Source organism: Pseudomonas sp. 1912-s, from assembly GCF_029269205.1.
Lineage (GTDB): Bacteria > Pseudomonadota > Gammaproteobacteria > Pseudomonadales > Pseudomonadaceae > Aquipseudomonas.
The window spans coordinates 85,264-108,701 of record NZ_JARIXR010000018.1 but is presented as its reverse complement, the minus strand read 5'-3'; the positions used below and the strand labels follow the sequence as shown (position 1 = coordinate 108,701).

At 62.3% G+C, this 23,438-nt stretch carries 22 protein-coding genes; 9 read left to right on the top strand and 13 right to left on the bottom strand.

Annotation, left to right across the window (positions count from 1 at the left end; genetic code table 11):
* The first annotated feature begins 76 nt into the window (after positions 1–76).
* From P3C29_RS21540 to P3C29_RS21530, 3 genes are all read left to right on the top strand, one after another.
* On the top strand, positions 77–1,414 hold the full coding sequence (locus tag P3C29_RS21540; RefSeq protein WP_275965388.1) for a SidA/IucD/PvdA family monooxygenase: 1,338 nt from the start codon (positions 77–79) through the stop codon (positions 1,412–1,414).
* Between the two features lie 68 nt (positions 1,415–1,482).
* Positions 1,483–2,703 (top strand): putative DNA modification/repair radical SAM protein, encoded by a 1,221-nt coding sequence (locus P3C29_RS21535; RefSeq protein ID WP_201124863.1) that lies wholly within the window; start codon positions 1,483–1,485, stop codon positions 2,701–2,703.
* A complete protein-coding gene (locus P3C29_RS21530) occupies positions 2,700–3,533 on the top strand; it encodes a TIGR03915 family putative DNA repair protein (RefSeq protein WP_169389187.1) in 834 nt (277 codons plus the stop codon). Before P3C29_RS21535 ends, P3C29_RS21530 begins: the two co-directional genes overlap by 4 nt.
* Positions 3,534–3,832: 299 nt before the next feature.
* Here the strand turns inward: P3C29_RS21530 and P3C29_RS21525 are convergent, their stop codons facing one another.
* From P3C29_RS21525 to P3C29_RS21495, 7 genes are all read right to left on the bottom strand, one after another.
* Positions 3,833–4,330 carry an Lrp/AsnC family transcriptional regulator gene (locus P3C29_RS21525; protein ID WP_003208571.1) on the bottom strand — a complete coding sequence of 166 codons (498 nt, stop codon included), beginning with the start codon at positions 4,328–4,330 and terminating at the stop codon, positions 3,833–3,835.
* 12 nt (positions 4,331–4,342) lie between these two features.
* Entirely contained in the window at positions 4,343–5,188 is an 846-nt protein-coding gene (locus tag P3C29_RS21520) for an ATP-binding cassette domain-containing protein (protein ID WP_237151038.1), read from the bottom strand.
* Positions 5,189–5,191: 3 nt separating this feature from the next.
* Positions 5,192–5,905: an ABC transporter permease gene (locus P3C29_RS21515; RefSeq protein WP_275965387.1), complete on the bottom strand. Its 714-nt coding sequence runs from the start codon at positions 5,903–5,905 to the stop codon at positions 5,192–5,194.
* Complete coding sequence (locus P3C29_RS21510) at positions 5,902–6,603, bottom strand: ABC transporter permease (RefSeq protein WP_275965386.1); 702 nt, start codon at positions 6,601–6,603, stop codon at positions 5,902–5,904. Before P3C29_RS21510 ends, P3C29_RS21515 begins: the two co-directional genes overlap by 4 nt.
* Positions 6,604–6,736: 133 nt before the next feature.
* Positions 6,737–7,516: an ABC transporter substrate-binding protein gene (locus tag P3C29_RS21505; RefSeq protein ID WP_275965385.1), complete on the bottom strand. Its 780-nt coding sequence runs from the start codon at positions 7,514–7,516 to the stop codon at positions 6,737–6,739.
* A gap of 355 nt (positions 7,517–7,871) precedes the next feature.
* Positions 7,872–8,918, bottom strand: a complete 1,047-nt coding sequence (locus P3C29_RS21500; protein ID WP_177071794.1) for an ornithine cyclodeaminase — start codon at positions 8,916–8,918, stop codon at positions 7,872–7,874.
* Between the two features lie 11 nt (positions 8,919–8,929).
* Positions 8,930–9,856 carry an arginine deiminase-related protein gene (locus P3C29_RS21495; RefSeq protein ID WP_010166758.1) on the bottom strand — a complete coding sequence of 309 codons (927 nt, stop codon included), beginning with the start codon at positions 9,854–9,856 and terminating at the stop codon, positions 8,930–8,932.
* A 299-nt stretch (positions 9,857–10,155) separates the two neighbouring features.
* Here P3C29_RS21495 and P3C29_RS21490 point away from each other — a divergent pair, with 299 nt between their 5' ends.
* Positions 10,156–11,052, top strand: a complete 897-nt coding sequence (locus tag P3C29_RS21490) for a GNAT family acetyltransferase (protein ID WP_275965384.1) — start codon at positions 10,156–10,158, stop codon at positions 11,050–11,052.
* Between the two features lie 171 nt (positions 11,053–11,223).
* Here P3C29_RS21490 and P3C29_RS21485 read toward each other — a convergent pair whose 3' ends face one another.
* The 5 genes from P3C29_RS21485 to P3C29_RS21465 form a co-directional block, all read right to left on the bottom strand.
* On the bottom strand, positions 11,224–12,243 hold the full coding sequence (locus P3C29_RS21485; RefSeq protein WP_169389183.1) for a branched-chain amino acid aminotransferase: 1,020 nt from the start codon (positions 12,241–12,243) through the stop codon (positions 11,224–11,226).
* Between the two features lie 104 nt (positions 12,244–12,347).
* Positions 12,348–13,727 carry a dihydrolipoyl dehydrogenase gene (gene lpdA / locus P3C29_RS21480; RefSeq protein ID WP_275965383.1) on the bottom strand — a complete coding sequence of 460 codons (1,380 nt, stop codon included), beginning with the start codon at positions 13,725–13,727 and terminating at the stop codon, positions 12,348–12,350.
* 3 nt (positions 13,728–13,730) lie between these two features.
* Positions 13,731–15,002: a dihydrolipoamide acetyltransferase family protein gene (locus tag P3C29_RS21475; protein ID WP_275965382.1), complete on the bottom strand. Its 1,272-nt coding sequence runs from the start codon at positions 15,000–15,002 to the stop codon at positions 13,731–13,733.
* Complete coding sequence (locus tag P3C29_RS21470) at positions 15,003–16,061, bottom strand: alpha-ketoacid dehydrogenase subunit beta (RefSeq protein WP_010166768.1); 1,059 nt, start codon at positions 16,059–16,061, stop codon at positions 15,003–15,005.
* A 1-nt stretch (position 16,062) separates the two neighbouring features.
* Positions 16,063–17,298 (bottom strand): 3-methyl-2-oxobutanoate dehydrogenase (2-methylpropanoyl-transferring) subunit alpha, encoded by a 1,236-nt coding sequence (locus tag P3C29_RS21465; RefSeq protein ID WP_010166769.1) that lies wholly within the window; start codon positions 17,296–17,298, stop codon positions 16,063–16,065.
* Between the two features lie 195 nt (positions 17,299–17,493).
* On the opposite strand from P3C29_RS21465, the gene bkdR reads away from it, so the two are divergent.
* Positions 17,494–17,979, top strand: a complete 486-nt coding sequence (gene bkdR, locus P3C29_RS21460) for a Bkd operon transcriptional regulator BkdR (RefSeq protein ID WP_003212855.1) — start codon at positions 17,494–17,496, stop codon at positions 17,977–17,979.
* A gap of 136 nt (positions 17,980–18,115) precedes the next feature.
* Here the strand turns inward: bkdR and P3C29_RS21455 are convergent, their stop codons facing one another.
* Entirely contained in the window at positions 18,116–18,979 is an 864-nt protein-coding gene (locus tag P3C29_RS21455) for an MBL fold metallo-hydrolase (protein WP_275965380.1), read from the bottom strand.
* An 86-nt stretch (positions 18,980–19,065) separates the two neighbouring features.
* Here P3C29_RS21455 and P3C29_RS21450 point away from each other — a divergent pair, with 86 nt between their 5' ends.
* From P3C29_RS21450 to P3C29_RS21435, 4 genes are all read left to right on the top strand, one after another.
* Positions 19,066–19,401, top strand: coding sequence for a metalloregulator ArsR/SmtB family transcription factor (locus P3C29_RS21450; protein ID WP_010166774.1), 336 nt, complete (start codon positions 19,066–19,068; stop codon positions 19,399–19,401).
* 52 nt (positions 19,402–19,453) lie between these two features.
* Entirely contained in the window at positions 19,454–20,698 is a 1,245-nt protein-coding gene (locus P3C29_RS21445; RefSeq protein ID WP_201124855.1) for an FAD/NAD(P)-binding oxidoreductase, read from the top strand.
* Positions 20,699–20,707: 9 nt separating this feature from the next.
* Positions 20,708–21,514 (top strand): sulfite exporter TauE/SafE family protein, encoded by an 807-nt coding sequence (locus P3C29_RS21440; protein WP_275965379.1) that lies wholly within the window; start codon positions 20,708–20,710, stop codon positions 21,512–21,514.
* 87 nt (positions 21,515–21,601) lie between these two features.
* Positions 21,602–23,080, top strand: a complete 1,479-nt coding sequence (locus P3C29_RS21435; protein WP_275965378.1) for a DASS family sodium-coupled anion symporter — start codon at positions 21,602–21,604, stop codon at positions 23,078–23,080.
* Positions 23,081–23,438 lie beyond the last annotated feature (358 nt).

The window sequence follows — 23,438 nt, the reverse complement described above, 5'->3', positions numbered from 1 at the left end:
CGACCTGTTGCTGTGCCTTCAGGTCTCTGAGGCTTTCCCGCCCCACTGCCACGGGGCTTATCCAGAGGACACTGGAATGACACAGGCAATTGCATCGCCCGCCGTTCACGACCTGATCGGTATCGGTTTCGGCCCCTCGAACCTGGCGCTGGCCATCGCCCTGCAGGAACGCGAGAAAGCCCAGGGCAAGCTGGACGTGCTGTTTCTCGACAAGCAGGCCGACTACCGCTGGCATGGCAACACTCTGGTGACCCAGAGCGAATTGCAGATTTCCTTCCTCAAGGACCTGGTGACCCTGCGCAACCCCACCAGTCCGTATTCGTTCGTCAATTACCTGAAAGCCCATGGCCGCCTGGTGGATTTCATCAACCTGGGCACCTTTTATCCGTGCCGCATGGAGTACAACGACTACCTGCGCTGGGTCTCCGGGCAGTTCCAGGCGCAGAGCCGTTATGGTGAGGAAGTGCTGGCCATCGAACCGATCCTGCATCAGCAGCAGGTCGAGGCGCTGCGGGTGATTTCCCGGGATGGCCAGGGTGAGCAACACGTGCGTACCACCCGTTCGGTGGTGGTCAGCGCCGGTGGCACGCCGCGTATTCCCGAGTCTTTCAAGGGGCTCAAGGAGGACGGGCGGGTGTTCCATCATTCCCAGTATCTGGAGCGCATGGCCAAGCAGCCATGTGTGGACGGCAAGCCGATGCGCATCGCGATCATCGGCGGCGGCCAGAGTGCGGCTGAGGCCTTCATTGATCTGAACGACAGCTTCCCGTCGGTGCAGGTCGACATGATCCTGCGCGGCTCGGCCCTCAAGCCTGCGGACGACAGCCCGTTCGTCAACGAAGTGTTCTCGCCGGAATTCACCGACCTGGTGTTCCAGCAGAACGGCAGTGAGCGCGAGCGGCTGGTCAACGAGTACCACAACACCAACTATTCGGTGGTGGACCTGGACCTGATCGAGCGCATCTACGGGATCTTCTACCGCCAGAAAGTCTCCGGCATTGCCCGTCATGCGTTCCGCACCCTGACCACCGTGGAAAAAGCCACGGCCGGGCCGCTGGGCGTCGAGTTGGCATTGCGCAACAACGCCACCGGCGAAACCAGCCTCAACCACTACGACGCCGTGGTGCTGGCCACCGGGTATGAACGCCAGATGCATCGCCAGTTGCTGGCACCGTTGGCGGACTACATGGGCGACTTCGAAGTCAGCCGCGACTACCGCATCGTCACCGACGAGCGCTGCAAGGCCGGCATCTACATGCAGGGTTTCAGCCAGGCCAGCCATGGCTTGAGCGATACGTTGCTGTCGATCCTGCCGATCCGTGCCGACGAGATTGCCGCGTCGCTGTACGAACACGACCGCAACCGTGGCAAGAGCCGTTCGGTGCAGGACCTGCTGCTGGCCACCGCCAGCTGACAGGCTGCACTTGAACCCTGGGGCTTGCTGCTGATACTGTACAAAAAACCAGTATCGGTAGAAGCCCCATGCAGTTGATCGAAAAACTCAGCATCCTCGCCGACGCCGCCAAGTACGACGCCTCCTGCGCCAGCAGCGGCGCGCCCAAGCGCAGCTCGGAAGGCAAGGCGGGGCTGGGTTCCACCGATGGCATGGGCATCTGCCACAGCTATACGCCCGACGGTCGCTGCGTGTCCCTGCTCAAGGTATTGCTGACCAACTTCTGCCTCTACGACTGCCAATACTGCGTCAACCGCCGTTCCAGCGATGTGCCCCGTGCACGCTTCAGCCCGGAGGAGGTGGTGACCCTGACCCTCGACTTCTACCGGCGCAATTGCGTCAGCGGGCTGTTTCTCAGCTCCGGCATCATCCGTTCGGCCGACTACACCATGGAGCAGTTGGTGCGGGTCGCCAAGCTCCTGCGCGAAGAGCATGACTTTCGCGGCTATATCCACCTCAAGACCATTCCCGAAGCCGACCCGGCGCTGATTGCCGAGGCGGGGCGCTATGCCGATCGCCTCAGCGTGAACATCGAGTTGCCGACCGACCAGAGCCTGCAGACCCTGGCGCCCGAGAAGCAGATTTTCTCGATCAAGCAGGCCATGCAAACCATCTACACCGGTGAACAGACCGTGCTCAACGAACCCCGTGCACCACGTTTCGCGCCAGCGGGGCAGAGCACGCAGATGATCGTCGGCGCCGATGACACCGACGACAGCACCATCCTCCACAGCGCCGAGGCGTTGTACGGCAACTTCAAGTTGCGCCGGGTGTATTACTCAGCGTTCAGCCCGATTCCCAACAGCCCCAAAAGCGTACCCCTGGCCGCGCCGCCCCTGATGCGCGAGCACCGCTTGTACCAGGCGGATTTCCTGTTGCGCAGCTACGGGTTCAGCGCCAATGAACTGTTCGAAGGGCCGGGCGACCTGGCCCTGGATATCGACCCGAAACTGGCCTGGGCCCTGGAGCACCGCGAGGTGTTCCCGCTGGATTTGAATCGTGCCGAGCCGACACTGATTGCGCGCATTCCCGGGATTGGCCTGCGCACCACCCAGCGGCTGGTGGACCTGCGCCGCCAGCGCAAGATCCGCTTCGAAGACCTGGCGCGTATGCGTTGCGTGCTGGCCAAGGCCAAGCCGTTTTTCATCACCAGCGACTACCACCCGCAGCAGGCGGAAAGCACCAGCGTGTTGCTGCGCGAACAACTGCGCGACCGTCCGCAGCCGCAGCAAATGGGGCTGTGGGGATGATCAGCCTGGAGTGCGACAACCTGTTCAGCACCTGGCGCGAGCAGGCGCGCTGGCTGCTCAGCCATCAGATTGACCCAAGCCATGTGAGTTGGGGCGTGGCCGAGGTGGCGGACCTGTTTGCCACTGACGAGCAGTACCCGGCCGAGTGCGGGCCGTTCCAGGCGCGGATCCCCAAGGCGCTGCTGGAGCTGCTGGAGTCTGCCGCGTGTTATCACGGTGAACAGCGCTGGAGCCTGCTGTATGAGGTGTTATGGCGCGTCAGCCATGGGGACCGCACGGCGATGATGTCGGGGGACAAGCTGGGCAGCGAGTTGCAGCGCCGGATCAAGCAGGTGCAGCGCGAGGCCCATCACCTGCATGCGTTTGTGCGGTTTATCGCGTTGCCGGCAGAGGCGGGGCCGGAGTTGCCGGAGTATGTGGCCTGGCATGAGCCGGCCCACGATATCCTGAAGGTGGCCAGCCAGCATTTTGTCGGGCGTATGGGGCGCCATCGCTGGATGATCGCGACGCCCCTGGATGGGGTTTATTACGATGGGGAACAGTTGATTCATCAGCGGCACTGCCCGGTGGAATGGCAGCAGTTGGCGCAGAATGTCGAGGATCCGCACAGTGCTATGTGGCTGACGTATTACAGCCATATCTTTAACCCGGCGCGATTGAACCCTAAGGTGATGGAAGGGCATTTGCCGAGCCGGTTCTGGAAGAATCTGCCGGAGGGCAAGTTGATTCCGGGGTTGATCAGCGAGGCGCGTACGGGCAAGCAGCGGGATGGGCAGGCGAAGATGATTGGGGCCAAACAGGGTAAGAGAATCTCAAGCGGGCACATTTAAATGTGAGAGCGGGCATTTGTGGTGAGTGGGCTTCTGTGTTGAGCGGGCTTCTGTGGTGAGTGGGCTTCTGTGTTGAGCAGGCTTCTGTGGTGAGTGGGCTTTTGTGGTGAGCGGGCTTTTGTGGTGAGCGGGCTTGCCCCGCGCTGGGCTGCGAAGCGGCCCCAAAACCTGCGCTCCGGTTCCATCTGAAAGAACTCGGTGACTTTGTTGGGGCTGCTTCGCAGCCCAGCGCGGGGCAAGCCCGCTCACCACAGAGGCACCTTCACCACAGTGATGTGTGTGGTTTTAGCGGGTGGTGTTCAGGCCAGTTCCGTGGCGGTATTTTTCACCACCGCCAACTCCGGATGCGCCACCAATTTATCAATGTGCAACTCGTCATTGTTCAACCAGGTTTCCGTCAGCACCCGATAGTGCTCCATGTCCCGGCAGCGCATGCGCAGGCTGTAGTCGAACGGCCCGCTGATCAACTGGCATTCGAACACTTGCGGGCAGGCTTTGACGCACGCCTCGAATGCTTTCTGCGCCGAGCGCCCGCTCTGGTTGGAGAGGGCCACCAGCACCAGCAGTGACAGCCCCGGCGAAACCATCTGCACATCGATGATTGCCCCATACCCCCGGATGACCCCGCGTCGCTCCAGCTTGCGCACCCGTTCCAGGCACGGCCTGGGCGTCAGGTGCACCAGCGACGAGAGTTTTTCGTAGGTGATGCGTCCCTGGTGCCGCAACACGTCGATGATGGCTTCATCGATGCGATCCAGCACAGGGGAGGCGTTCGGTCCGGTGGCCTTGGTATCCATGGTGTGTGGTGTTCACTTCAATCGGTTGGAAAGAAATTGCTGCAAGCGTTCGCTGTTCGGCTGGTCGAGGATTTCGGCTCCGCCTTGCTCCTCGACACGGCCCTGGTGCAGAAACAGCACTTGGCTGGACACCTGCCGGGCAAAGCCCATTTCGTGGGTGACCATGAGCATGGTACGACCTTCCTCAGCCAACGTCTGTATGACTTTAAGGACTTCTCCTACAAGTTCAGGGTCGAGGGCCGAGGTGGGTTCGTCGAACAGAATGATCTCCGGTTCCATCGCCAGGGCCCGGGCGATGGCGACGCGCTGTTGCTGGCCGCCGGAGAGGAATGCCGGGTATTGGTCCGCCACCCGGCCCGGCAGGCCGACCTTGTCGAGGTACATCCGTGCGCGTTTTTCTGCCTCGGCGGCGCTCACCCCCAGCACGCGACGCGGGGCCATGGTGATGTTTTCCAGCACCGTCATGTGGCTCCACAGGTTGAAGTGCTGGAACACCATGGCCAGGCGGGTGCGCAGGTTCTGTAATTGCGCCTGATGCGGCGCGCGGGTGCCGGCGCGGCCTTGCTGCATTTCGATGCTGATGCCGTCCAGGGTGATGACCCCGGCGTCCGGCTGTTCGAGGAAGTTGATGCAGCGCAGCATCGTGCTTTTGCCGGAGCCGCTGGCGCCGATCAGGCTGATTACGTCGCCGTTGCGCGCGTTCAGCGAGACGCCCTTGAGCACTTCATGCTCACCATAGCGTTTGTGCAGGCCTTCGACCTGGAGTTTGACGTTGGCATTCTCTGCCACGGCAACCGGTTTGGCGGCAGGGCGTACATCGGTGGGATAAGCGGCCAGGGCCTGCGCGGACTGATTCATGGGTTAGCCTCGGGTAGGAACAAGAAAACGCATCCAGCGACGTTCGGCCAGTCGAAACAGGCCCACCAGTGCAAAGGACAGCAGCATGTACAACAGGGCTGCGATGCCAAAGGCCTGGAACGTCAGGAACGTTTCGGCGTTGGCGTCGCGGGCCACCTTGAGGATGTCGGCGATGGTGGCGGTGAACGCCAGGGAGGTGGCGTGCAGCATCAGGATCATTTCGTTGCTGTAGGCCGGCAGCGCACGACGCAGTGCGGCGGGTACCACCACAAACAGGTTCAGGCGCCAGCCGTGCAGGCCGTAGGCCTTGGCCGCTTCGATTTCGCCATGGGGAATGTTGCGGATCGCCCCGGCAAAGATTTCCACGGTGTAGGCGCAGGTGTTCAGCACAAACGCCAGCAGCGTGCAGTTCAGTGCATTGCGGAAAAACTGGTTGAGCAGGGCGTTGTCCTGCACCACCTCCAGGCCGTAGAGGCCGGTGTAGCAAATCAGCAACTGGATATACAGCGGCGTGCCGCGGAACAGGTAGGTGTAGAGCTCCACCGGCCAGCGAATCCAGAAGTGCTCCGACACCCGTGCGATGGCCAGCGGGATCGACAGGAAGAAGCCCAGTACCACCGAGATAATGAACAGCCACAGGGTCATCGCCACCCCGGAAAAGCCGTTGCCGTCGGTGAACAGGTAGGCCAGGCCGTATTGCTGGATCAGTTCGATCATCGCGCCATCCCCTTGATGCCGACGTTGTAGCGCCGTTCCAGGCGTTTGAAGATGCGGTTGGAGAGGGTGGTGATCACCAGGTACACCAGGCCCGCGAGGATCAGGAAGTACAGCGGGTCGTTGGTGGTCTTGCCGGCGTTTTGCGCGGCCTTGACCAGGTCCGACAGACCGATGATCGACACCAGTGCCGTGGACTTGAGCAGCACCAGCCAGTTATTGCCCAGGCCCGGCAGGGCAAAGCGCATCAACTGCGGGAACAGCACCAGGCGAAAGCGCTGCCAGCGGCTCAGGCCGTAGGCGGTCGCGGCTTCCAGTTGGCCGGCCGGCACGCTGAGAATCGCCCCGCGAAAGTTCTCGGTGAAATACGCCCCGTAGATAAAACCGAGTGTGATGACACCGGCGGTGAACGGGTCGATTTCGAAGTAGGCCCAGCCGAGCATTTCGCTCAGGTCGTTCAGCCACAGTTGCAGGCTGTAGAAGATCAGCAGGATCAGCACCAGGTCCGGCACGCTGCGGATCAGCGTGGTGTAGAGCGTGGCCGGAACCCGCAGCAGCTTGGCGCTGGACAGCTTGGCACCGGCGGCGATCAGGCCCAGGGACAGGCTCAGCACCAGCGCCAGGAACGCCAGCTTGACCGTCATCCAGGCACCCTGAGCCAGCAACGGGCCGAAGCCTTGCAAGTTGAGGAATTCATTCATGGAGGGGAGATCTCTGTGGGGCTCAGACGTCCCCTGTAGGAGCCGGCTTGCCGGCGATGGGGCCGTCGAGTTCAGCGCAATGCTTCAGGCAGCCATCGCTGGCAAGCCAGCTCCTACAGGGGTGGGGTGGATATCACTCGTTGTAGATATCCTGATCGCCGAAGTATTTCCTCTGGATCTGTGCGTAGGTGCCATCGGCCTGGACAGCGGCGATGCCCTTGTTGATCAGTTCCACCAGGTCCTTGTCGTTCTTGCGCAGGCCCATGGCGATGTCGAGCGGCAGGGTCGGGTCCTTGAAGGCCGGGCCGGTCTTGAAGTCGGCGCCTTCAGGTTTGGACAGGAAGTTGAGCTGGGCTTCGAGCTTGTCGGTGAGGGTGGCGTCGAGGCGACCGTTTTGCAGGTCGGCGTAGTTCTGTTCCTGAGACTGGTACGCCTTGATCTGCGCGCCAAGTTTTGCCAGGTGTGCACGGGCATAGGCCTCTTGCAGCGAGCCTTGCAGCACGCCGACCTGTTTGCCTTTGAGGGATTCGGGGGTGTCGCCGAAGTCGGCGCTTTTGCGGGTGATCACCGAGGTCGGGCTGAGGAACAGGCGGTCGCTGAAGTCGATGACTTTCTGGCGGGCCGGGGTCACGGCCATGGAAGACATGATGGCGTCGAACTTGCGCGCGCGCAGGGCCGGGATCATGCCGTCGAATTCGTTGTGGACCCACACGCATTTGACTTCAAGCTTGGCGCAGATGGCGTTGCCCAGGTCGATGTCGAAGCCTTGCAGGCTGCCGTCGGCGGCGACCGATTCAAACGGTGGGTATTCGGGGAAGACCCCAAAGCGGATTTCTTTCCATTCCTGAGCCTGGGCAGCCGTGGCGGCCAATGGCAGGAGCAGCGCAGCGAAAAGTGATCGGAGCGGAGTCATGTGTATTCCCTATATTTTGTAATTGATGTCAGGGCAGTAGAAAGCTGAAAGCTAAGGCGAGCTGGCTTTTGTGGCGAGGGAGCTTGCTCCCGCTGGGCTGCGAAACGGCCCCAAAATCCCGGGAGCGCTACGCACTCCAGCGGGAGCAAGCTCCCTCGCCACATTGGGATGTTTCTTGTCAGAGAGAATGCTTCAAGATGGTGCGTTTTTTGTGTCGTTTACCCCTGCCGCGGCGGGCGGAATGTGCTGTTAAAACGCGGGCCACAGCGGAAACGGCTGCGGCACCCGCTAAATCGGCTTGTCAGTCGACTTTTTCCGGCCTGCCCCTCACGCAAAGCGGCAGGCCAGAGCGGTCTCAGGCGCGCTTTTTCTGCTGTGCGGCCGGTGCCTGGGCCAGGCGGGCAAACAGGTCCTTGGGGTCGGCGAGGTCCGGCACCAGTTCCAGTTCGCTGCCCACGTCCAGCGCCTTGGCCACGTCCAGCACGTAACGCAGGGCAGAGTAGTCTTCGATGGCAAAACCCACCGAGTCGAACAGGGTGACCTGGCGCGCATTTTCGCGGCCCGGGGCCTGGCCGTTGATCACTTGCCACAGCTCGGTGACCGGCGAATCTTCCGGCATGTGCTGGATCTCGCCTTCAATGCGGCTTTGCGGTTCGTACTCGACGATCACCCGCGCACGTTCGACGATTCGTCGGTCCAGCTCGGTCTTGCCTGGGCAGTCGCCGCCCACGGCATTCAGGTGCATGCCCGGTTCGATCATCTCGTCCGTCAGGATGGTGGCGTAGGCCTTGTCGGCGGTCACGGTGGTGACGATATCGGCGCCTTTCACCGCTTCGGCCACGCTGCCCGCCAGGATCACCTTGATCGCCGGGAAGGCTTTCAGGTTGGCGGCCAGCTTGGCGGTGGCCTTGGCGTCGATGTCGAACAGGCGGATTTCATTGATGCCCAGCATGGCGTGGAAGGCCAGGGCCTGGAACTCGCTCTGGGAGCCGTTGCCGATCAGCGCCATGCTGCGGCTGTTGTCCCGGGCCAGGTAGCGCGCCACCAGGGCCGAGGTGGCGGCGGTGCGGATCGCGGTGGTCAGGGTCATTTCGGCCAGCAGCACCGGTTTGCCGGTGTCCACATCGCCCAGGGCGCCGAAGGCCATGACGGTGAGCATGCCGCTCTGGGTATTTTTCGGGTGGCCGTTCACGTATTTGAAGGCGTACAGCGACGCGTCGGACACCGGCATCAGCTCGATCACGCCCTCGGGGGAGTGGTTGGCCAGGCGTGCGCACTTTTCAAAGTCCTGCCAGCGCAGGTAGTCGGCGCGGATGTACTCGGCCATCTCGGTGATGCAGGTTTGCAGGCCTTTTTGCGAAACCAGGTAGCTCAAGTCGTTGACGTCGATATAGCGGGTCATGGGAAGACTCCTTATTGAAATGAGGGGCGGGCGGGCAGGTGCACTTCCGCCAACATGCAGCGGGCACTGCCGCCGCCGATGCGTTCGATGTTGTCGATGTTCACCACCACCGGCCGGGTGTGGCGCTCCACGTGCTGGCGCTGGGCGGGCTTGAGCGAGCCCCAGGCGCTGGCCGACATCACCAGCAGCGGCTGGCCATCGCGGTCATGGACTTCCAGCATGTTGCCGGCGAAGGCTTCCAGCTGGTCGAAGTCCAGGGCGACGATGTCTTTGCCGGTGTCGCGCAGGGAACGTTCCAGGGCCTGGCGCTCGTGGTCGTCGGGCAGGGCTTGCAGGCACACCACGGAGAGGTCGCGGCCAACACTCATCATCACGTTGCTGTGGTAGATCGGCGCCTGGTGGCGGTCGACGGCGTGGAACACGCAGACCTGGTAGTCCAGACGTTCGGCGAACTGGCGCAGGGCATCCTGATGGGTACGCCCGGAGTGGCAGGCGTAGCTGATGCGGTGCTGGCGGTCGAGGACCATGCTGCCGGTGCCTTCCAGGAACATGTTCTGTTGTTCGAGGTGGCTGAAGTCGATGGTGTTGTGGATCGCAAAGCGTTGCTCCAGCACTTGCAGCACGCCTTTGTCGCGTTCCAGTCGTCGGTTCTGGCCTTCCATCGGGTAGAGCACCAGGCTGCCGTCGGCGTGGCTGCTCCACCAGTTGTTGGGGAAAATCGAGTCCGGGGTGTGAGGGGCGGGGGTGTCTTGAACCACCAGCACTTCCACGCCGTGGTGGCGCAGGGTGTCGACGTAGCCGTCGAACTCTTCCAGCGCTTTCTGCTGTGCGGCCACCGGGTCGAGGGGCGCGCGCTGGAAGCGGTTGTTGATCGCAGTGTCCGGGTTAAAGGCGAAGTGCGCCGGGCGGATCATCAGGACAGTGTTGGTGGTTTGCATGGGTGCACGGGTCCATGGGGTTGGGCAGTGAGGCTATTTTGTGCGGTGTGAAGGAAGAATCCCGGCTGAAGTGAGGGGGTGGCTCAGCCGGGAAAGCTGAAAAGTGGGGTGGGGCAGCCGAATCGGCTGTTGGGTGCGGTTGAAGGAACAAAGCTGATCAACTGTGGGAGCTGGCTTGCCTGCGATAGCGGTCTGACAGTCAATCAAGTATCGACTGACAGACCGCTATCGCAGGCAAGCCAGCTCCCACATTAGTATGGGGGCGCTGCAGGAATTGAGTCCGTCATTAAGGAGTGCCCATGCCCACTGAAGTTCGTCTCGCCCAAACCACCGATGCCGAGGGCATCAGCCAGGTCATCCTGGCGGCCCTGCATGACAGCAACGCCCGGGATTACCCGGCTGACGTGATTGCGCGGGTGGCGAGCAACTTTACCCCCGAGGCCGTGGTGGGATTGCTCGGGCGTCGAACGGTGCTGGTGGCCATCCAGGATGAGGTGATCGTGGCCACTGCCGCGCTGGATGCCAATGTGGTGCGCTCGGTGTTCGTCAATCCGGCGCTGCAAGGGCAGGGCATCGGGCGCTTGCTGATGATTGAGATCGAGTTGCGCGCCCGCGAAGCCGGGGTGACCTCGCTGCATGTGCCGTCTTCCCTGACGGCCGAGCCGTTCTACACCAAGCTGGGTTTCCACACGGTGCGCGATGTCTATCACGGCAATGAGCGCACGCTGGTGATGGAGAAGGCGTTGTCATCCCGCCATCCCATCGGCGCCTATCGCGACCGGGCGCATAGGGCGCAGGTGGTGGCGTTGTGGCAGGTGGCGTTTGGTTATGACGCGGCCCATAACCTGCCGGGCCTGGCGATCGACAAGAAGTTGGCGGTCAACGATGGGTTGTTCTTCGTGGCCACCGACAAGAAGGCGGTGATCGGCACCATCCTCGCCGGCTACGACGGGCATCGTGGCTGGCTGTATTCGGTGGCAGTGCACAACGACTATCGCCGCCAGGGCCTGGGCGCCTCGCTGGTGCGGCATGCGGAGCAGGCGTTGACCGCCTTGGGCTGTATGAAGATCAACCTGCAGATCACCAGCGGCAATGACGCGGTGATGGGGTTTTATGAGGCACTGGGTTATGGCGCCGAGCCGAGGATCAGCATGGGCAAGAAGATCCTGGAAAATATTCCGATGGACAAAGCCTGAACTTCGGTTTTCCAAACACTGAAATCAAATGTGGGAGCGGGCTTGCTGTGGTGAGGGGGCTTGTCCCCCGTCGGGTTCGCCACAGATTGATGGGGCTGCTTCGCAGCCCAACGCGGGGCAAGCCCGCTCACCACAGCAAGCCCGCTCCCACATTTTGTTTTGCGGTGTTGCTTAGACCTTGACGATCCAGCCCGCAGGCGCTTCGACGTCGCCGGACTGTACGCCAGTCAGCTCTTTGTAGAGCTTCTGGGTGACCGGGCCGACTTCTTTTTCGCTGTAGAACACGTGCAGCTTGTCTTTGTACTCGATGCCGCCGATCGGGGTGATCACGGCCGCGGTACCGCAGGCGCCGGCTTCCTTGAAGTCCGACAGCTTGTCGATCAGCACGTCGCCTTCAACCACTTCCAGGCCCAGGCGCGATTTGGCCAGCTCGATCAGCGACAGGCGGGTGATGCCTGGCAACACCGACGGCGAGTTCGGGGTGACGAACTTGTTGTCGTGGGTGATCCCGAAGAAGTTGGCCGAGCCGACTTCTTCGATTTTCGAGTGGGTGGCCGGGTCGAGGTAGATGCAGTCGGCGAAGTTGGCTTTTTTGGCCAGGGAGCCGGGCATCAGGCTGGCGGCGTAGTTGCCACCGACCTTGGCCGCGCCGGTGCCGTTTGGCGCCGCACGGTCGTAACCGGAGATCAGGAAGTTGTGCGGGGTCAGGCCGCCCTTGAAGTAGGCGCCTACCGGGATGCAGAAGATCGAGAAGATGAACTCCGGCGCGGTGCGCACGCCGATGTTGTCACCGGTGCCGATCACGAACGGGCGCAGGTACAGCGCGCCGCCGGTGCCGTACGGCGGGATGAAACGTTCGTTGGCGCGGACCACTTCCTTGCAGGCTTCGATAAAGGCGTCGGTCGGCACTTGCGGCATCAGCAGGCGGCCACAGCTGCGCTGCATGCGCGCGGCGTTCTGGTCCGGGCGGAACAGGTTGATCGAGCCGTCCTTGCAGCGGTAGGCCTTGAGGCCTTCAAAGCATTGCTGGCCGTAGTGCAGGGCGGTGGAGCCCTCGCTGATGTGCAGCACGTTGTCGTCGGTCAGGGTGCCTTTTTGCCACTCGCCGTCCTTCCAGGTCTGGAGGAAACGCTTGTCGGTCTTGATGTAGTCAAAACCCAGCTTGTCCCAATTGATGCTTTCGTTACCCATGACACCCTCTATCTTTTGTCAACCGCCTGGTCGAAGGCAGGCTTATGGTTTATTTCTGGATGGGCGCAACAATACTTCATTAGCGGGGGGATTCGCATCCCCCTTCACATGTGCAATGCATGCCCCAGGGCCCGCAGCGCCGCTTCCTGTACCGCTTCGCCGAGGGTCGGATGGGCGTGGATGGTGCCCGCCACGTCTTCCAGGCGCGAACCCATTTCCAGGCTCAGGCCGAAGGCCGTGGACAGTTCCGAGACGCCAACGCCCACCGCCTGCCAGCCGACGATCAGGTGATTGTCGCGGCGCGCCACCACCCGCACGAAGCCGGTTTTCGACTCCAGGGTCATGGCCCGGCCATTGGCGGCGAACGGGAAGCTCGAGACAATGCAGTCCAGCCCGGCGGCCTTGGCCTCGTCCGGGGTCTTGCCGACCACCACCAGTTCCGGGTCGGTGAAGCACACCGCCGGAATCGCTGCCGGGTTGAATTCGCGGGTTTTACCGCTGATCAGTTCGGCAACCATTTCGCCCTGGGCCATGGCGCGGTGGGCGAGCATCGGTTCACCACTCAGGTCGCCGATCGCCCACACGTTGCGCATGCTGGTCTGGCAGCGGCTGTCGATCCTGATCGCCGAGCCGTTCATGTCCAGGTTCAAGGCTTCAAGGTTCCAGCCCTGGGTGTTGGGTTTTCGACCAACGGCAACCAACACCTGGTCGGTTTCCAGCGACAGCGTCTCGCCGCCGGGGTCACGCACTTGCAGGGTGTTGTGCTCAAAACCGGTGACGCTGTGTTTCACGAACACCTTCACCCCCAATTGCTTCAGGGATTCGGCCACCGGCTGGGTGAGTTCGGCGTCGTAGGCTGGCAGGATCCGGTCCTGCGCCTCGACCACGCTGACCTCGGCGCCGAGCTTGCGATAGGCAATCCCCAGCTCCAGGCCGATGTAGCCGCCGCCCACCACGATCAGGCGTTTCGGAATGCGTTTCGGCGCCAGGGCTTCGGTGGAGGAGATGATCGGCCCGCCAATTGGCAGCATCGGCAGGTTGACGCTTTTCGAACCGGTGGCCAGCACCAGGTGCTCGCACTGGATGCGCTGGTCGCCGACGTCGACGGTCTTGCCGTCCACGACCTTGGCCCAGCCTTGAATGACCTGCACCTTGTGTTTCTTCAGCAGCGCCGCAACGCCGGTGGTCAGGCGGTCGACGATGCCGTCTTTCCATTCCACGCTTTTGCCGATGTTCAGGGTCGGCACATCGACTTCGATGCCCAACGGTGAACCCAGGCTGTGGTGCACGGTTTGCTGGAACTGTTCGGCCACATGGATCAGCGCCTTCGATGGAATGCAGCCGATGTTCAGGCAGGTGCCGCCCAGGGACTGGCCTTCCACGAGGATGGTCGGGATGCCCAGTTGGCCAGCGCGAATCGCCGCCACATAACCGCCAGGCCCACCGCCGATAATCAGCAGCGTGGTGTGCAATGTTTGAGACATGGGTTACTCCAGGAACAGGCTGGCGGGTTGTTCGAGCAGGCCACGGATGGCCTGGATGAATTGCGCCGCGTCCATGCCATCGACCACCCGGTGATCGAAGGAGCTGGAGAGGTTCATCATCTTGCGAATCACGATCTGGCCCTTGATCACCATCGGCCGTTCGACGATCCGGTTGACCCCCACGATGGCCACTTCCGGCAGGTTCAGCACCGGTGTGCTGACAATCCCGCCCAGCGCGCCCAAGCTGGTCAGGGTAATGCTCGAACCCGACAGCTCATCGCGGCTGGCCTTGCCATTGCGCGCAGCACTCGCCAGACGATTGATTTCTTGTGCCGTGTCCCACAGGTTGCGGGCTTCGGCATGACGCACCACCGGCACCATCAGGCCGACATCGCTCTGGGTGGCGACGCCCACATGCACCGCGCCGAGGCGGGTGATCACCTGGGCTTCGTCGTCATAACGCGCGTTGATCTGCGGGAAGTCCCGCAACGCCACGACCATGGCCCGTACCAGGAACGGCAACAGGGTCAGCTTGCCGCGGGTGGCGCCGTGTTTCTCGTTGAGGTGCACGCGCAACTCGTCGAGGGCGGTGACGTCGATCTCTTCCACATAGCTGAAATGCGCGGCACGCCGGGTGGCGTCCTGCATGCGCTGGGCGATCTTGCGGCGCATGCCGATCACCGGGATTTGCTGCTCGTCGTTGCGTTCGGCGTACGGGTTGGAGGCCGCGGAATTTTTCGCCGGACCCTGGAGCAAGTAAGCGTCCAGATCTTCATGCAGAATCCGGCCGGCCGGGCCGGAACCCTGGACCAGTCGTAGCTGGATGCCAGCATCCAGCGCATGTTTGCGCACGGCCGGGGAGGCCAGCGGACGGTCATCGGCCTCGCGGGCCACTGGGGCCTGTGCCGCCACCGCAGGCCTGGCGGGCGGTTTGGGCTCAACCACGGGCGCGGCCTTGGCTTCAACTTTCGGCGCCGGTTCGGGTGCCGGCGCGAGGTCTTCAACCACTGCCGACTCCCGGGTATTGCCCGCGCCTTCCACTTCGATACTGATCAGGATACTGCCCACCGCCATGACTTCGCCCGGCTCGCCGCCGAGGGAAATCACCTTGCCGTGCACCGGCGAAGGAATGTCCACCATGGCCTTGTCGGTCATCACATCCGCCAGCACCTGGTCTTCTACCACCAGGTCGCCGACCTTGACGTGCCACACCGACAATTCAACTTCTGCGATGCCTTCGCCGATGTCCGGCATCTTGATAACGTGCGTGCCCATTCAGACCTCCATAACCCGATGCAAAGCCGCGCCCACTCGGGTCGGGCCAGGGAAATACGCCCACTCTTGCGCGTGGGGATACGGGGTATCCCAGCCGGTAACGCGCTCGATCGGCGCTTCCAGGTAGTGGAAGCAATGCTCCTGCACCAGCGCCACCAGCTCGGCGCCGAACCCGCAGGTACGGGTGGCTTCGTGAACGATCACGCAGCGACGGGTTTTCTTCACGGAGTTGACGATGGTTTCCAGGTCCAGCGGCCACAGGCTGCGCAGGTCGATGACTTCGGCATCGATGCCGGTTTCTTCAGCGGCGACTTGCGACACATACACCGTGGTGCCGTAGGTGAGGATGGTCACGTCCTTGCCCGGGCGGGCGATGGCGGCCACATCCAGCGGCACGGTGTAGTAACCGTCCGGCACTTGCGCTTGGGGGTGTTTGGACCACGGGGTTACCGGGCGGTCGTGGTGGCCGTCGAACGGGCCGTTATACAGGCGCTTGGGTTCGAGAAAGATCACCGGGTCATCGTTTTCGATGGAGGCGATCAGCAGGCCCTTGGCGTCGTAAGGGTTGGACGGCATCACTGTGCGCAGGCCGCAGACCTGGGTGAACACCGCTTCAATACTCTGGCTGTGGGTCTGGCCGCCGTAGATGCCGCCGCCGCAGGGCATGCGCATGGTCAACGGTGCGGTGAACTGGCCGGCCGAGCGATAACGCAGGCGGGCGGCTTCGGAAATGATCTGGTCGGTCGCCGGGTATACGTAGTCGGCGAACTGAATCTCGGCCACCGGGCGCAGGCCGTAGGCGCCCATGCCGACCGCCACGCCGACGATGCCGCTTTCGGAGATCGGTGCGTCGAACACCCGCGAGGTGCCGTACTTGTTCTGCAAGCCTTCGGTGCAACGGAACACGCCGCCGAAGTAACCGACGTCCTGGCCGAACACCACCACGTTGTCGTCTCGCTCAAGCATCACATCCATGGCCGAGCGCAAGGCCTGGATCATGGTCATGGTCGTGGTGGTCATGGCGGTTTCCAGCTGGATATTGTTGTTGTGATCGTTCATGTCAGATCCCCAACTCTTGACGCTGGCGCTTCAAGTGCTCCGGCATCTCTTTATAAACGTCTTCGAACATGGTCGCGGCGCTTGGAATCTGGCCACCGGCCAGGGTGCCGTACTGTTCGGCTTCTTTCTGGGCCTTGAGCACTTCGGCTTCAAGCTCGGCACTGACCGCCGCGTGCTCCTCTTCGGACCACTGGCCAATCTTGATCAGGTGCTGCTTGAGGCGGGCAATCGGGTCGCCCAGCGGGAAGTGGCTCCAGTCGTCGGCGGGACGGTATTTGGACGGGTCATCGGAGGTGGAGTGCGGGCCGGCGCGGTAGGTCACCCACTCGATCAGGGTCGGCCCCAGGTTCCGGCGGGCGCGTTCGGCGGCCCAGGCAGAGGCGGCGTACACCGCGACAAAGTCGTTGCCGTCCACCCGCAGGGAAGCGATGCCGCAACCTACGCCGCGTCCGGCAAAGGTCGTGGCTTCACCGCCGGCGATGGCCTGGAAGGTGGAGATCGCCCACTGGTTGTTTACGACGTTGAGGATCACCGGCGCCCGGTACACATGGGCGAAGGTGAGGGCAGTGTGGAAGTCGGACTCGGCGGTGGCGCCGTCGCCGATCCAGGCCGAGGCAATCTTGGTATCGCCCTTGATCGCCGAGGCCATGCCCCAGCCCACGCCTTGTACGAATTGGGTGGCGAGGTTGCCGGAAATGGTGAAGAAACCGAAGTCTTTTACCGAGTACATGATGGGCAACTGGCGGCCCTTGAGCGGATCACGCTCGTTGGACAGCAGTTGGCAGATCAGGTCTACCAGCGGCACTTCCCGGGCCATCAGGATGCTTTGCTGGCGGTAGGTGGGGAAGCACATGTCGTCGATGTTCAAGGCCAGGGCCTGGGCGCTGCCGATGGCTTCTTCGCCAAGGCTTTGCATGTAGAACGACATCTTTTTCTGACGCTGGGCGACCACCATGCGGTTGTCGAAGATTCGCGTCTTGAGCATGGCGCGCATGCCCTTGCGCAGAATCTCGACGGGCACGCCTTCGGCCCATGGGCCCAGGGCCTGGCCCTGATCGTCGAGCACGCGAATCAGGCCCTTGGCCAGGTCGGCGGTGTCGGCGGGTTCTACGTCAATTGGGGGTTTGCGCACGGTGCCTGCGTCAGTCAGGCGCAGGTAGGTAAAGTCGGTCTTGCAGCCTGGGCGGCCCGAGGGTTCGGGGACGTGCAGGCGCAGTGGTTCATACTGCTGAGTCATGGCTTTCTACGCTCTATCTTGTGAATTTCTTGTAGTGGGCGCGGTAGCTGACAGTCCTTCTTCGGGTAGAAGAAATCTTGTCCTACAACAATCATAGGCTCGGCTCAGGAGAATATTTATCTCTGTTTCGTTGCGTTGGAGATCATTTGGGGATAAAAAAACTGCATAAACATAATAAACAGGTGGTTTTGTCTCATGCGCAAACTGGACCGTATCGATATCGGCATTCTGAACGCCCTTCAGGAGAACGCCCGCATCACCAACGCCGACCTGGCCCGCTCGGTCAACCTGTCGCCCACGCCGTGTTTCAACCGGGTCAAGGCCATGGAAGAACTGGGGTTGATACGCGACCAGGTGACGCTGCTGGACGCCGACCTGCTGGGGCTGCACGTCAATGTGTTCATCCATGTCAGCCTGGAAAAACAGAACGAACTGGCGTTGCAGCAGTTTGAAGGGGCGATTTCGGATCGCCCCGAAGTGATGGAGTGCTACCTGATGGCCGGCGACCCCGACTACCTGATTCGGGTGCTGGTGCCGACCATCCAGTCTCTGGAGCGCTTCATGATGGACTTCCTGACCAAAGTCCCGGGTGTCGCCAACATCCGCTCCAGTTTTGCCCTCAAGCAGGTGCGCTACAAGACGGCACTGCCGCTGCCGGCCAACGGCATCAATCTCGGTTAGTACACCCTGTTCATAAACAACACAGCCCAACTGTGGGAGCCGGGCTTGCCCGCGATGGCGGAGTATCAGCCACCCGATGCGCTGTCTGACACACCGCTATCGCAGGCAAGCCAGCTCCCACAATTGGCAGTGCATTTCAAAGTTGGTTGAGCGGAATCTTCAGGTACACCACACCGTTTTCTTCCGCCGGCGGCATCACGCCGGCCCGCACATTCACCTGGATCGCCGGCAGCAACAACGTCGGCATGCCCAACCCGGCATCCCGCGTGGTGCGCATTGCTACAAACGCCGCCTCATCCACCCCGTCATGCACATGAATATTGCCCGCCCGTTGTTCAGCCACCGTGGTCAGGCATTTGGCGGCGCGGCCTTCAGGCGGGTAGTCATGGCACACATAAAGGCGGGTGTCAGGCGGGAAGGCCAACAGCTTGCGCATCGACCCATAGAGCTGGCGCGCATCCCCACCGGGGAAATCGCAGCGCGCCGTTCCCACATCCGGCATGAACAGCGTGTCGCCCACCAGAATCAACTGGTCATCGATCAGGTAAGCCATGTCCGCCGGCGTATGCCCCGGCACGTGCAGCGCCTGGGCCTTCAGGGTGCCGATATGAAAAACCTCATCCGGCGCAAACAGATGGTCGAACTGCGACCCGTCCACCCGAAACTCCGGCTCCAGGTTGAACAGGTTCTTGAACACCCCCTGCACCTTGCTGATGGACTCGCCAATCGCGATCTTGCCCCCCAGCTGTCGGCGCAGGTAAGGCGCCGCCGACAGGTGATCCGCATGGGCGTGGGTCTCCAGCAGCCACTGCACCTGCAAGCTGTGCTCGCGCACAAACGCGATCACCTTGTCCGCCTGGCCGGTGCCGGTGCGTCCGGAGGCCGGGTCGTAATTGAGCACCGAATCAACGATGGCGCAGGGGCCACCGTCCGTTTCATAGACGACGTAGGTGTAGGTCGACGACGCCTCGTCCAGAAAGGATTGAATCAACGCTGGCATGACGGTTGTCCCAAATAAGTAGTTACAATCACTTTACGTTTACACATAATGTTTTGAGCTTAAGTGACAGAGAGAGCCACACGCAAATGGAATCGAACCTGAGTGAAGGCGAAGTCGCACAATTGCGTGCCTCCGCGTCCAAGGCCTGCGCCTTGCTCAAGGCCCTGGCCAATGAAGACCGGCTGTTGATTCTCTGCCAGTTGACCCAGGGTGAACGCAATGTCGGCGAATTGGAAACCATGACCGGCGTGCGCCAACCCACCCTGTCGCAACAGTTGGGCATCCTGCGGGACGAAGGGTTGGTGGCCACCCGTCGGGAAGGCAAATACATTTTCTACGGGCTGGCCAGCCACGAAGTGATTCAAGTGATGAAGACGCTGTCCGGCCTGTACTGCGGCGCAGTGATAAAAAGCTGGGCGTGACGCCGTACGGCAACGACCCTTGTGTGCACTTTTAAACGAAAGGCCATAGACCATGAACGACCAACACTGGGGACCTACCATCAGTGGCGATATCGTTGTCATCGGTGGCGGCTCGGCAGGCATCGGCCTGCTGGCCAGCCTGCTCAAGCGCGACCCGCACCTGAACATCATCCTGATCGAACCCAGCGACCATCACTACTACCAGCCGGCCTGGACCCTGGTCGGCGGTGGCGCGTATGACGTGACCAAGACCGTGCGGCCCATGGCCGACGTGCTGCCCAACGGCGTCACCTGGATCCAGGCAGCGGTCAGCGAATTGCTGCCCGAGGAGCACACCCTGGTGCTCGACAGCGGCCAGCGCGTCACCTGGAAAAACCTCATCGTGTGCCCGGGCCTGCGCCTGGCCTGGGAAAAGATCGAAGGCCTGCCGGAAACCCTCGGCCAGCATGGCGTGACGTCCAACTACAGCTACGAGCACGCCGCCTACACCTGGCAACTGGTGCAGCAACTCAAGCACGGCAAGGCGCTCTTTACCCAACCGGCCATGCCGATCAAATGCGCCGGCGCCCCGCAAAAGGCCCTGTACCTGTCCTGCGATCACTGGCTCAGGCAGGGTGACCTGAAAAACATCAAGGTCGAATTCAACCTGGCCGGCGCTGCCTTGTTTGGCGTGCCGACCTTCGTTCCGCCGCTGATGAAGTACGTTGAAAAGTACTCGGCGCAGCTGGCATTCAACGCCAACCTGATCAAGGTTGACGGCCCGGCGCGCAAAGCCTGGTTTGAAATCAAGGACGCCGAAGGCAACGTGCGGGTCGAAGAGAAAACCTTCGACCTGCTGCACGTCGTCCCACCGCAAGTCTCCCCGGACTTTATCCGCCAGAGCCCTCTGGCCGATGCTGCCGGCTGGTGCGAAGTGAATCCCCAGAGCCTGCAACACCTGCGCTACCCGCACATCTTCGGCCTGGGCGATGTGTGCTCCACCACCAACGCCAAGACCGCCGCCGCAGTGCGCAAGCAAATCGTGGTGGTGGCGGAAAACCTGCTGGCCCTGCGCAAACAGGCGCCGATGCCCCTCAAATACGACGGCTACGGGTCCTGCCCGTTGACGGTGGAGAAGGGCAAGGTGGTGCTGGCCGAGTTCGGTTATGGCGGCAAGCTGCTGCCGACGTTCCCCCTCGACCCGACCGTGGCGCGGCGTTCGGCGTGGTTCCTCAAGGCGAGTTTCCTGCCGTGGTTCTACTGGAACGGCATGCTCAAGGGCCGCGAGTGGCTGACCCGTCTGGCCAAGGTGGATTGAGGCAACCCTATGCTGCTGGCAAGTATCCTGGGCGTGTTGATGGGGTTGGTGATGGGCTTGACCGGTGCCGGAGGCGGCATTCTTGGCGTTCCGGCGCTGGTGTTGGGGCTGGGGTTGACCATGACCCAGGCCGCGCCCGTGTCGCTGTTCGCGGTGGGTGCCGCCGCCGCCGTGGGGGCCCTGGATGGGTTGCGCCATGGCCTGGTGCGTTACCGCGCGGCGCTGCTGATTGCGCTGCTCGGCGCGCTGTTTTCGCCGCTGGGGGTATTCTTCGCCCATCAGATGCCGGAGAAGGTTCTGATGGGTCTGTTCAGTGCGCTGATGGTGCTGGTGGCCTGGCGCATGTTGCGGCGCGAGAAGCTGGAGGCCGGGCCGAGTGATCACGGCGCCGCGTCCTGGGGCCAGAAGAACTGCATGCTCGACCAACAGACCGGGCGCTTTTCCTGGACGGCCAAGTGCACCGCCACCCTGGCGGCACTGGGCGCGGTAACCGGCGCGGTATCGGGCTTGCTCGGTGTGGGCGGCGGCTTTCTGATCGTGCCGGCGTTCAAGCAACTGACCGACGTGCAAATGCGCGGCATCGTCGCCACCTCCTTGATGGTGATCAGCCTGATCTCGTTGATCGGCGTGATCGGCGCGTTTCACGCCGGGGTCAGTATCGAGCCAGTGGGCTGGGTGTTTATCGGTTCGAGCATTGTCGGTATGTTGGCGGGCCGGCGCCTGTGCTCGGTGATCAAGGCGCGCACCCTGCAGGTGGGTTTTGCCACCCTGTGCGTGCTGGTGGCGGTGGGCATGCTGTGGCGGGCGGCCTTCTAAGCGGGCGGCACCTTGATACCCGTCAACACCCGCCGTGACGCTTTGCCTCATGCTGTCGGCCTGATTTAAAGGCCGACGGAGAACCCCATGAGCGCCCCCGCAACACCTGCTGCTTCATTCAAGTTGCCCTTGGGCCTGGTCGTCGGCGTGCTGGTGATGGTCGGCGTGCTGCTGTTGCCCCTGCCGGCCGACTTGCCGGTGGCCGGGCACCGAATGCTGGCGATCCTCGCGTTTGCCGTGGTGGTGTGGATCACCGAAGCGGTCTCCTACGAGGCCAGCGCGATCATGATTACGTCCCTGATGGCGTTTTTGCTCGGCACTGCGCCGTCGCTGCAAGACCCCACGCACCTGATCGGTTCCAGCCCGGCCATCAGCATGGCGTTGACCGGGTTTTCCAACCCCGCCTTGGCCCTGGTAGCCGGCGCGCTGTTTATCGCGGCGGCCATGACCCATACCGGTCTTGATCGGCGCATCGCGCTGGTCACGCTGACCCGCGTGGGGACCAGCACTCGGGGCATTCTTGTCGGGGCCATTGCCGTGACCATCCTCCTCAGCCTGGTGGTGCCCAGCGCGACGGCCCGCAGCGCGTGTGTGGTGCCGATCATGATGGGGGTGATCGCCGCGTTTGGCGTGGACAAACGCTCCAATATCGCGGCCGGGATCATGATCGTCGTGGCCCAGGGCACCAGCATCTGGAACGTTGGCATCCAGACGGCGGCGGCGCAGAACCTGCTGACTGTCGGCTTCATGGACAAAATGCTGGGTCAGCGCGTGTCGTGGATCGACTGGTTGATCGCCGGTGCGCCATGGGCGCTGATCATGTCGGCGGTGTTGTTGTTCCTGGTGCTGAAGCTGTTGCCGCCGGAGAGTGACAGCATTCCCGGCGGCAAGGAGGCGGTGGCGCAGTCGCTGGTGGACATCGGGCCGATGACCGGCCCGCAGAAGCGCTTGCTGACGGTGTCGGCGTTGCTGTTGTTGGCCTGGGCCACGGAAGGGCGGTTGCACAGCTTTGATACGACCTCGACGACGTATGCCGGGTTGGTGTTTTTGCTGATGCCGGGGATCGGGGTGATGACCTGGAAGGATGTGCAGTCGCGGATTCCGTGGGGCACGGTGATTGTGTTTGGTGTGGGTATCAGCCTGGGGACGGCGTTGCTCACGACGCAGGCGGGGCAGTGGTTGGGGTCGCAGGTGGTGGCGCACACTGGCCTGGATCAGGTGGGGCCGCTGGGGGTGTTTGCGATTCTGGGGGCGTTTTTGATTGTGATTCATTTGGGGTTTGCCAGTGCCACGGCGTTGACCTCGGCGCTGTTGCCGATTTTGATTGCGGTGTTGCAGACGTTGCCCGGGGAGTTCAGTCGCCTGGGGATGACCATGCTGCTGGGGTTTGTGATGAGCTACGGGTTTATCCTGCCGATCAACGCCCCGCAGAATATGGTGTGTTTGGGGACCGGGACGTTCACGGCGCGGCAGTTTGCCAAGGTCGGGATTCTGGTGACGTTGATTGGGTATGGGTTGATGTTGGTGTTTGCGGCTACGTATTGGAGTTGGTTGGGGTGGATTTGAGTGGGGGGGGCGGTGTACATATCCGTTAGTTGGGTAACGGCGGCTTATGGTTTCGCTCTTACAGCGAGTCACTTTGCAAAAGCGGCAAAGTAACCAAAGCGCTCTGCCCCGCCTGTCGGCACCTCGCCTAGGCTCGGTGTTCCCTCACTCCGGCATTGCTCCGCGGGCCGCCGCGACGGGGCGTCCCTGCCCCGTCGCGGCTAAACCGGCGTCCTGCCGGTTTACCCGCTCCTCAATACCTACGTTCGGCCTCGGGCTTATTGGGGCAGTCAGATCAAGATCAAAAGCAAGAGCACAGCGGCCTACAGGCCGGCTTGAGTGGTAGAAGCCAGAGCAAAAGCCAAAGCGAAAACCAAAT

What these genes read in the sequence shown, in the direction of transcription:
- P3C29_RS21475 (WP_275965382.1), bottom strand. Translation starts at nt 15,002, where the DNA reads ATGGGCACGCACGTTATCAAGATGCCGGACATCGGCGAAGGCATCGCA.
- P3C29_RS21520 (WP_237151038.1), bottom strand. Translation starts at nt 5,188, where the DNA reads ATGAATCAGTCCGCGCAGGCCCTGGCCGCTTATCCCACCGATGTACGC.
- P3C29_RS21445 (WP_201124855.1), top strand. Translation starts at nt 19,454, where the DNA reads ATGAACGACCAACACTGGGGACCTACCATCAGTGGCGATATCGTTGTC.
- P3C29_RS21530 (WP_169389187.1), top strand. Translation starts at nt 2,700, where the DNA reads ATGATCAGCCTGGAGTGCGACAACCTGTTCAGCACCTGGCGCGAGCAG.
- P3C29_RS21510 (WP_275965386.1), bottom strand. Translation starts at nt 6,603, where the DNA reads ATGAATGAATTCCTCAACTTGCAAGGCTTCGGCCCGTTGCTGGCTCAG.
- bkdR (WP_003212855.1), top strand. Translation starts at nt 17,494, where the DNA reads ATGCGCAAACTGGACCGTATCGATATCGGCATTCTGAACGCCCTTCAG.
- P3C29_RS21490 (WP_275965384.1), top strand. Translation starts at nt 10,156, where the DNA reads ATGCCCACTGAAGTTCGTCTCGCCCAAACCACCGATGCCGAGGGCATC.
- P3C29_RS21435 (WP_275965378.1), top strand. Translation starts at nt 21,602, where the DNA reads ATGAGCGCCCCCGCAACACCTGCTGCTTCATTCAAGTTGCCCTTGGGC.
- P3C29_RS21495 (WP_010166758.1), bottom strand. Translation starts at nt 9,856, where the DNA reads ATGCAAACCACCAACACTGTCCTGATGATCCGCCCGGCGCACTTCGCC.
- P3C29_RS21505 (WP_275965385.1), bottom strand. Translation starts at nt 7,516, where the DNA reads ATGACTCCGCTCCGATCACTTTTCGCTGCGCTGCTCCTGCCATTGGCC.
- P3C29_RS21450 (WP_010166774.1), top strand. Translation starts at nt 19,066, where the DNA reads ATGGAATCGAACCTGAGTGAAGGCGAAGTCGCACAATTGCGTGCCTCC.
- P3C29_RS21440 (WP_275965379.1), top strand. Translation starts at nt 20,708, where the DNA reads ATGCTGCTGGCAAGTATCCTGGGCGTGTTGATGGGGTTGGTGATGGGC.
- P3C29_RS21485 (WP_169389183.1), bottom strand. Translation starts at nt 12,243, where the DNA reads ATGGGTAACGAAAGCATCAATTGGGACAAGCTGGGTTTTGACTACATC.
- P3C29_RS21465 (WP_010166769.1), bottom strand. Translation starts at nt 17,298, where the DNA reads ATGACTCAGCAGTATGAACCACTGCGCCTGCACGTCCCCGAACCCTCG.
- P3C29_RS21470 (WP_010166768.1), bottom strand. Translation starts at nt 16,061, where the DNA reads ATGAACGATCACAACAACAATATCCAGCTGGAAACCGCCATGACCACC.
- P3C29_RS21540 (WP_275965388.1), top strand. Translation starts at nt 77, where the DNA reads ATGACACAGGCAATTGCATCGCCCGCCGTTCACGACCTGATCGGTATC.
- P3C29_RS21525 (WP_003208571.1), bottom strand. Translation starts at nt 4,330, where the DNA reads ATGGATACCAAGGCCACCGGACCGAACGCCTCCCCTGTGCTGGATCGC.
- lpdA (WP_275965383.1), bottom strand. Translation starts at nt 13,727, where the DNA reads ATGTCTCAAACATTGCACACCACGCTGCTGATTATCGGCGGTGGGCCT.
- P3C29_RS21500 (WP_177071794.1), bottom strand. Translation starts at nt 8,918, where the DNA reads ATGACCCGCTATATCGACGTCAACGACTTGAGCTACCTGGTTTCGCAA.
- P3C29_RS21515 (WP_275965387.1), bottom strand. Translation starts at nt 5,905, where the DNA reads ATGATCGAACTGATCCAGCAATACGGCCTGGCCTACCTGTTCACCGAC.
- P3C29_RS21455 (WP_275965380.1), bottom strand. Translation starts at nt 18,979, where the DNA reads ATGCCAGCGTTGATTCAATCCTTTCTGGACGAGGCGTCGTCGACCTAC.
- P3C29_RS21535 (WP_201124863.1), top strand. Translation starts at nt 1,483, where the DNA reads ATGCAGTTGATCGAAAAACTCAGCATCCTCGCCGACGCCGCCAAGTAC.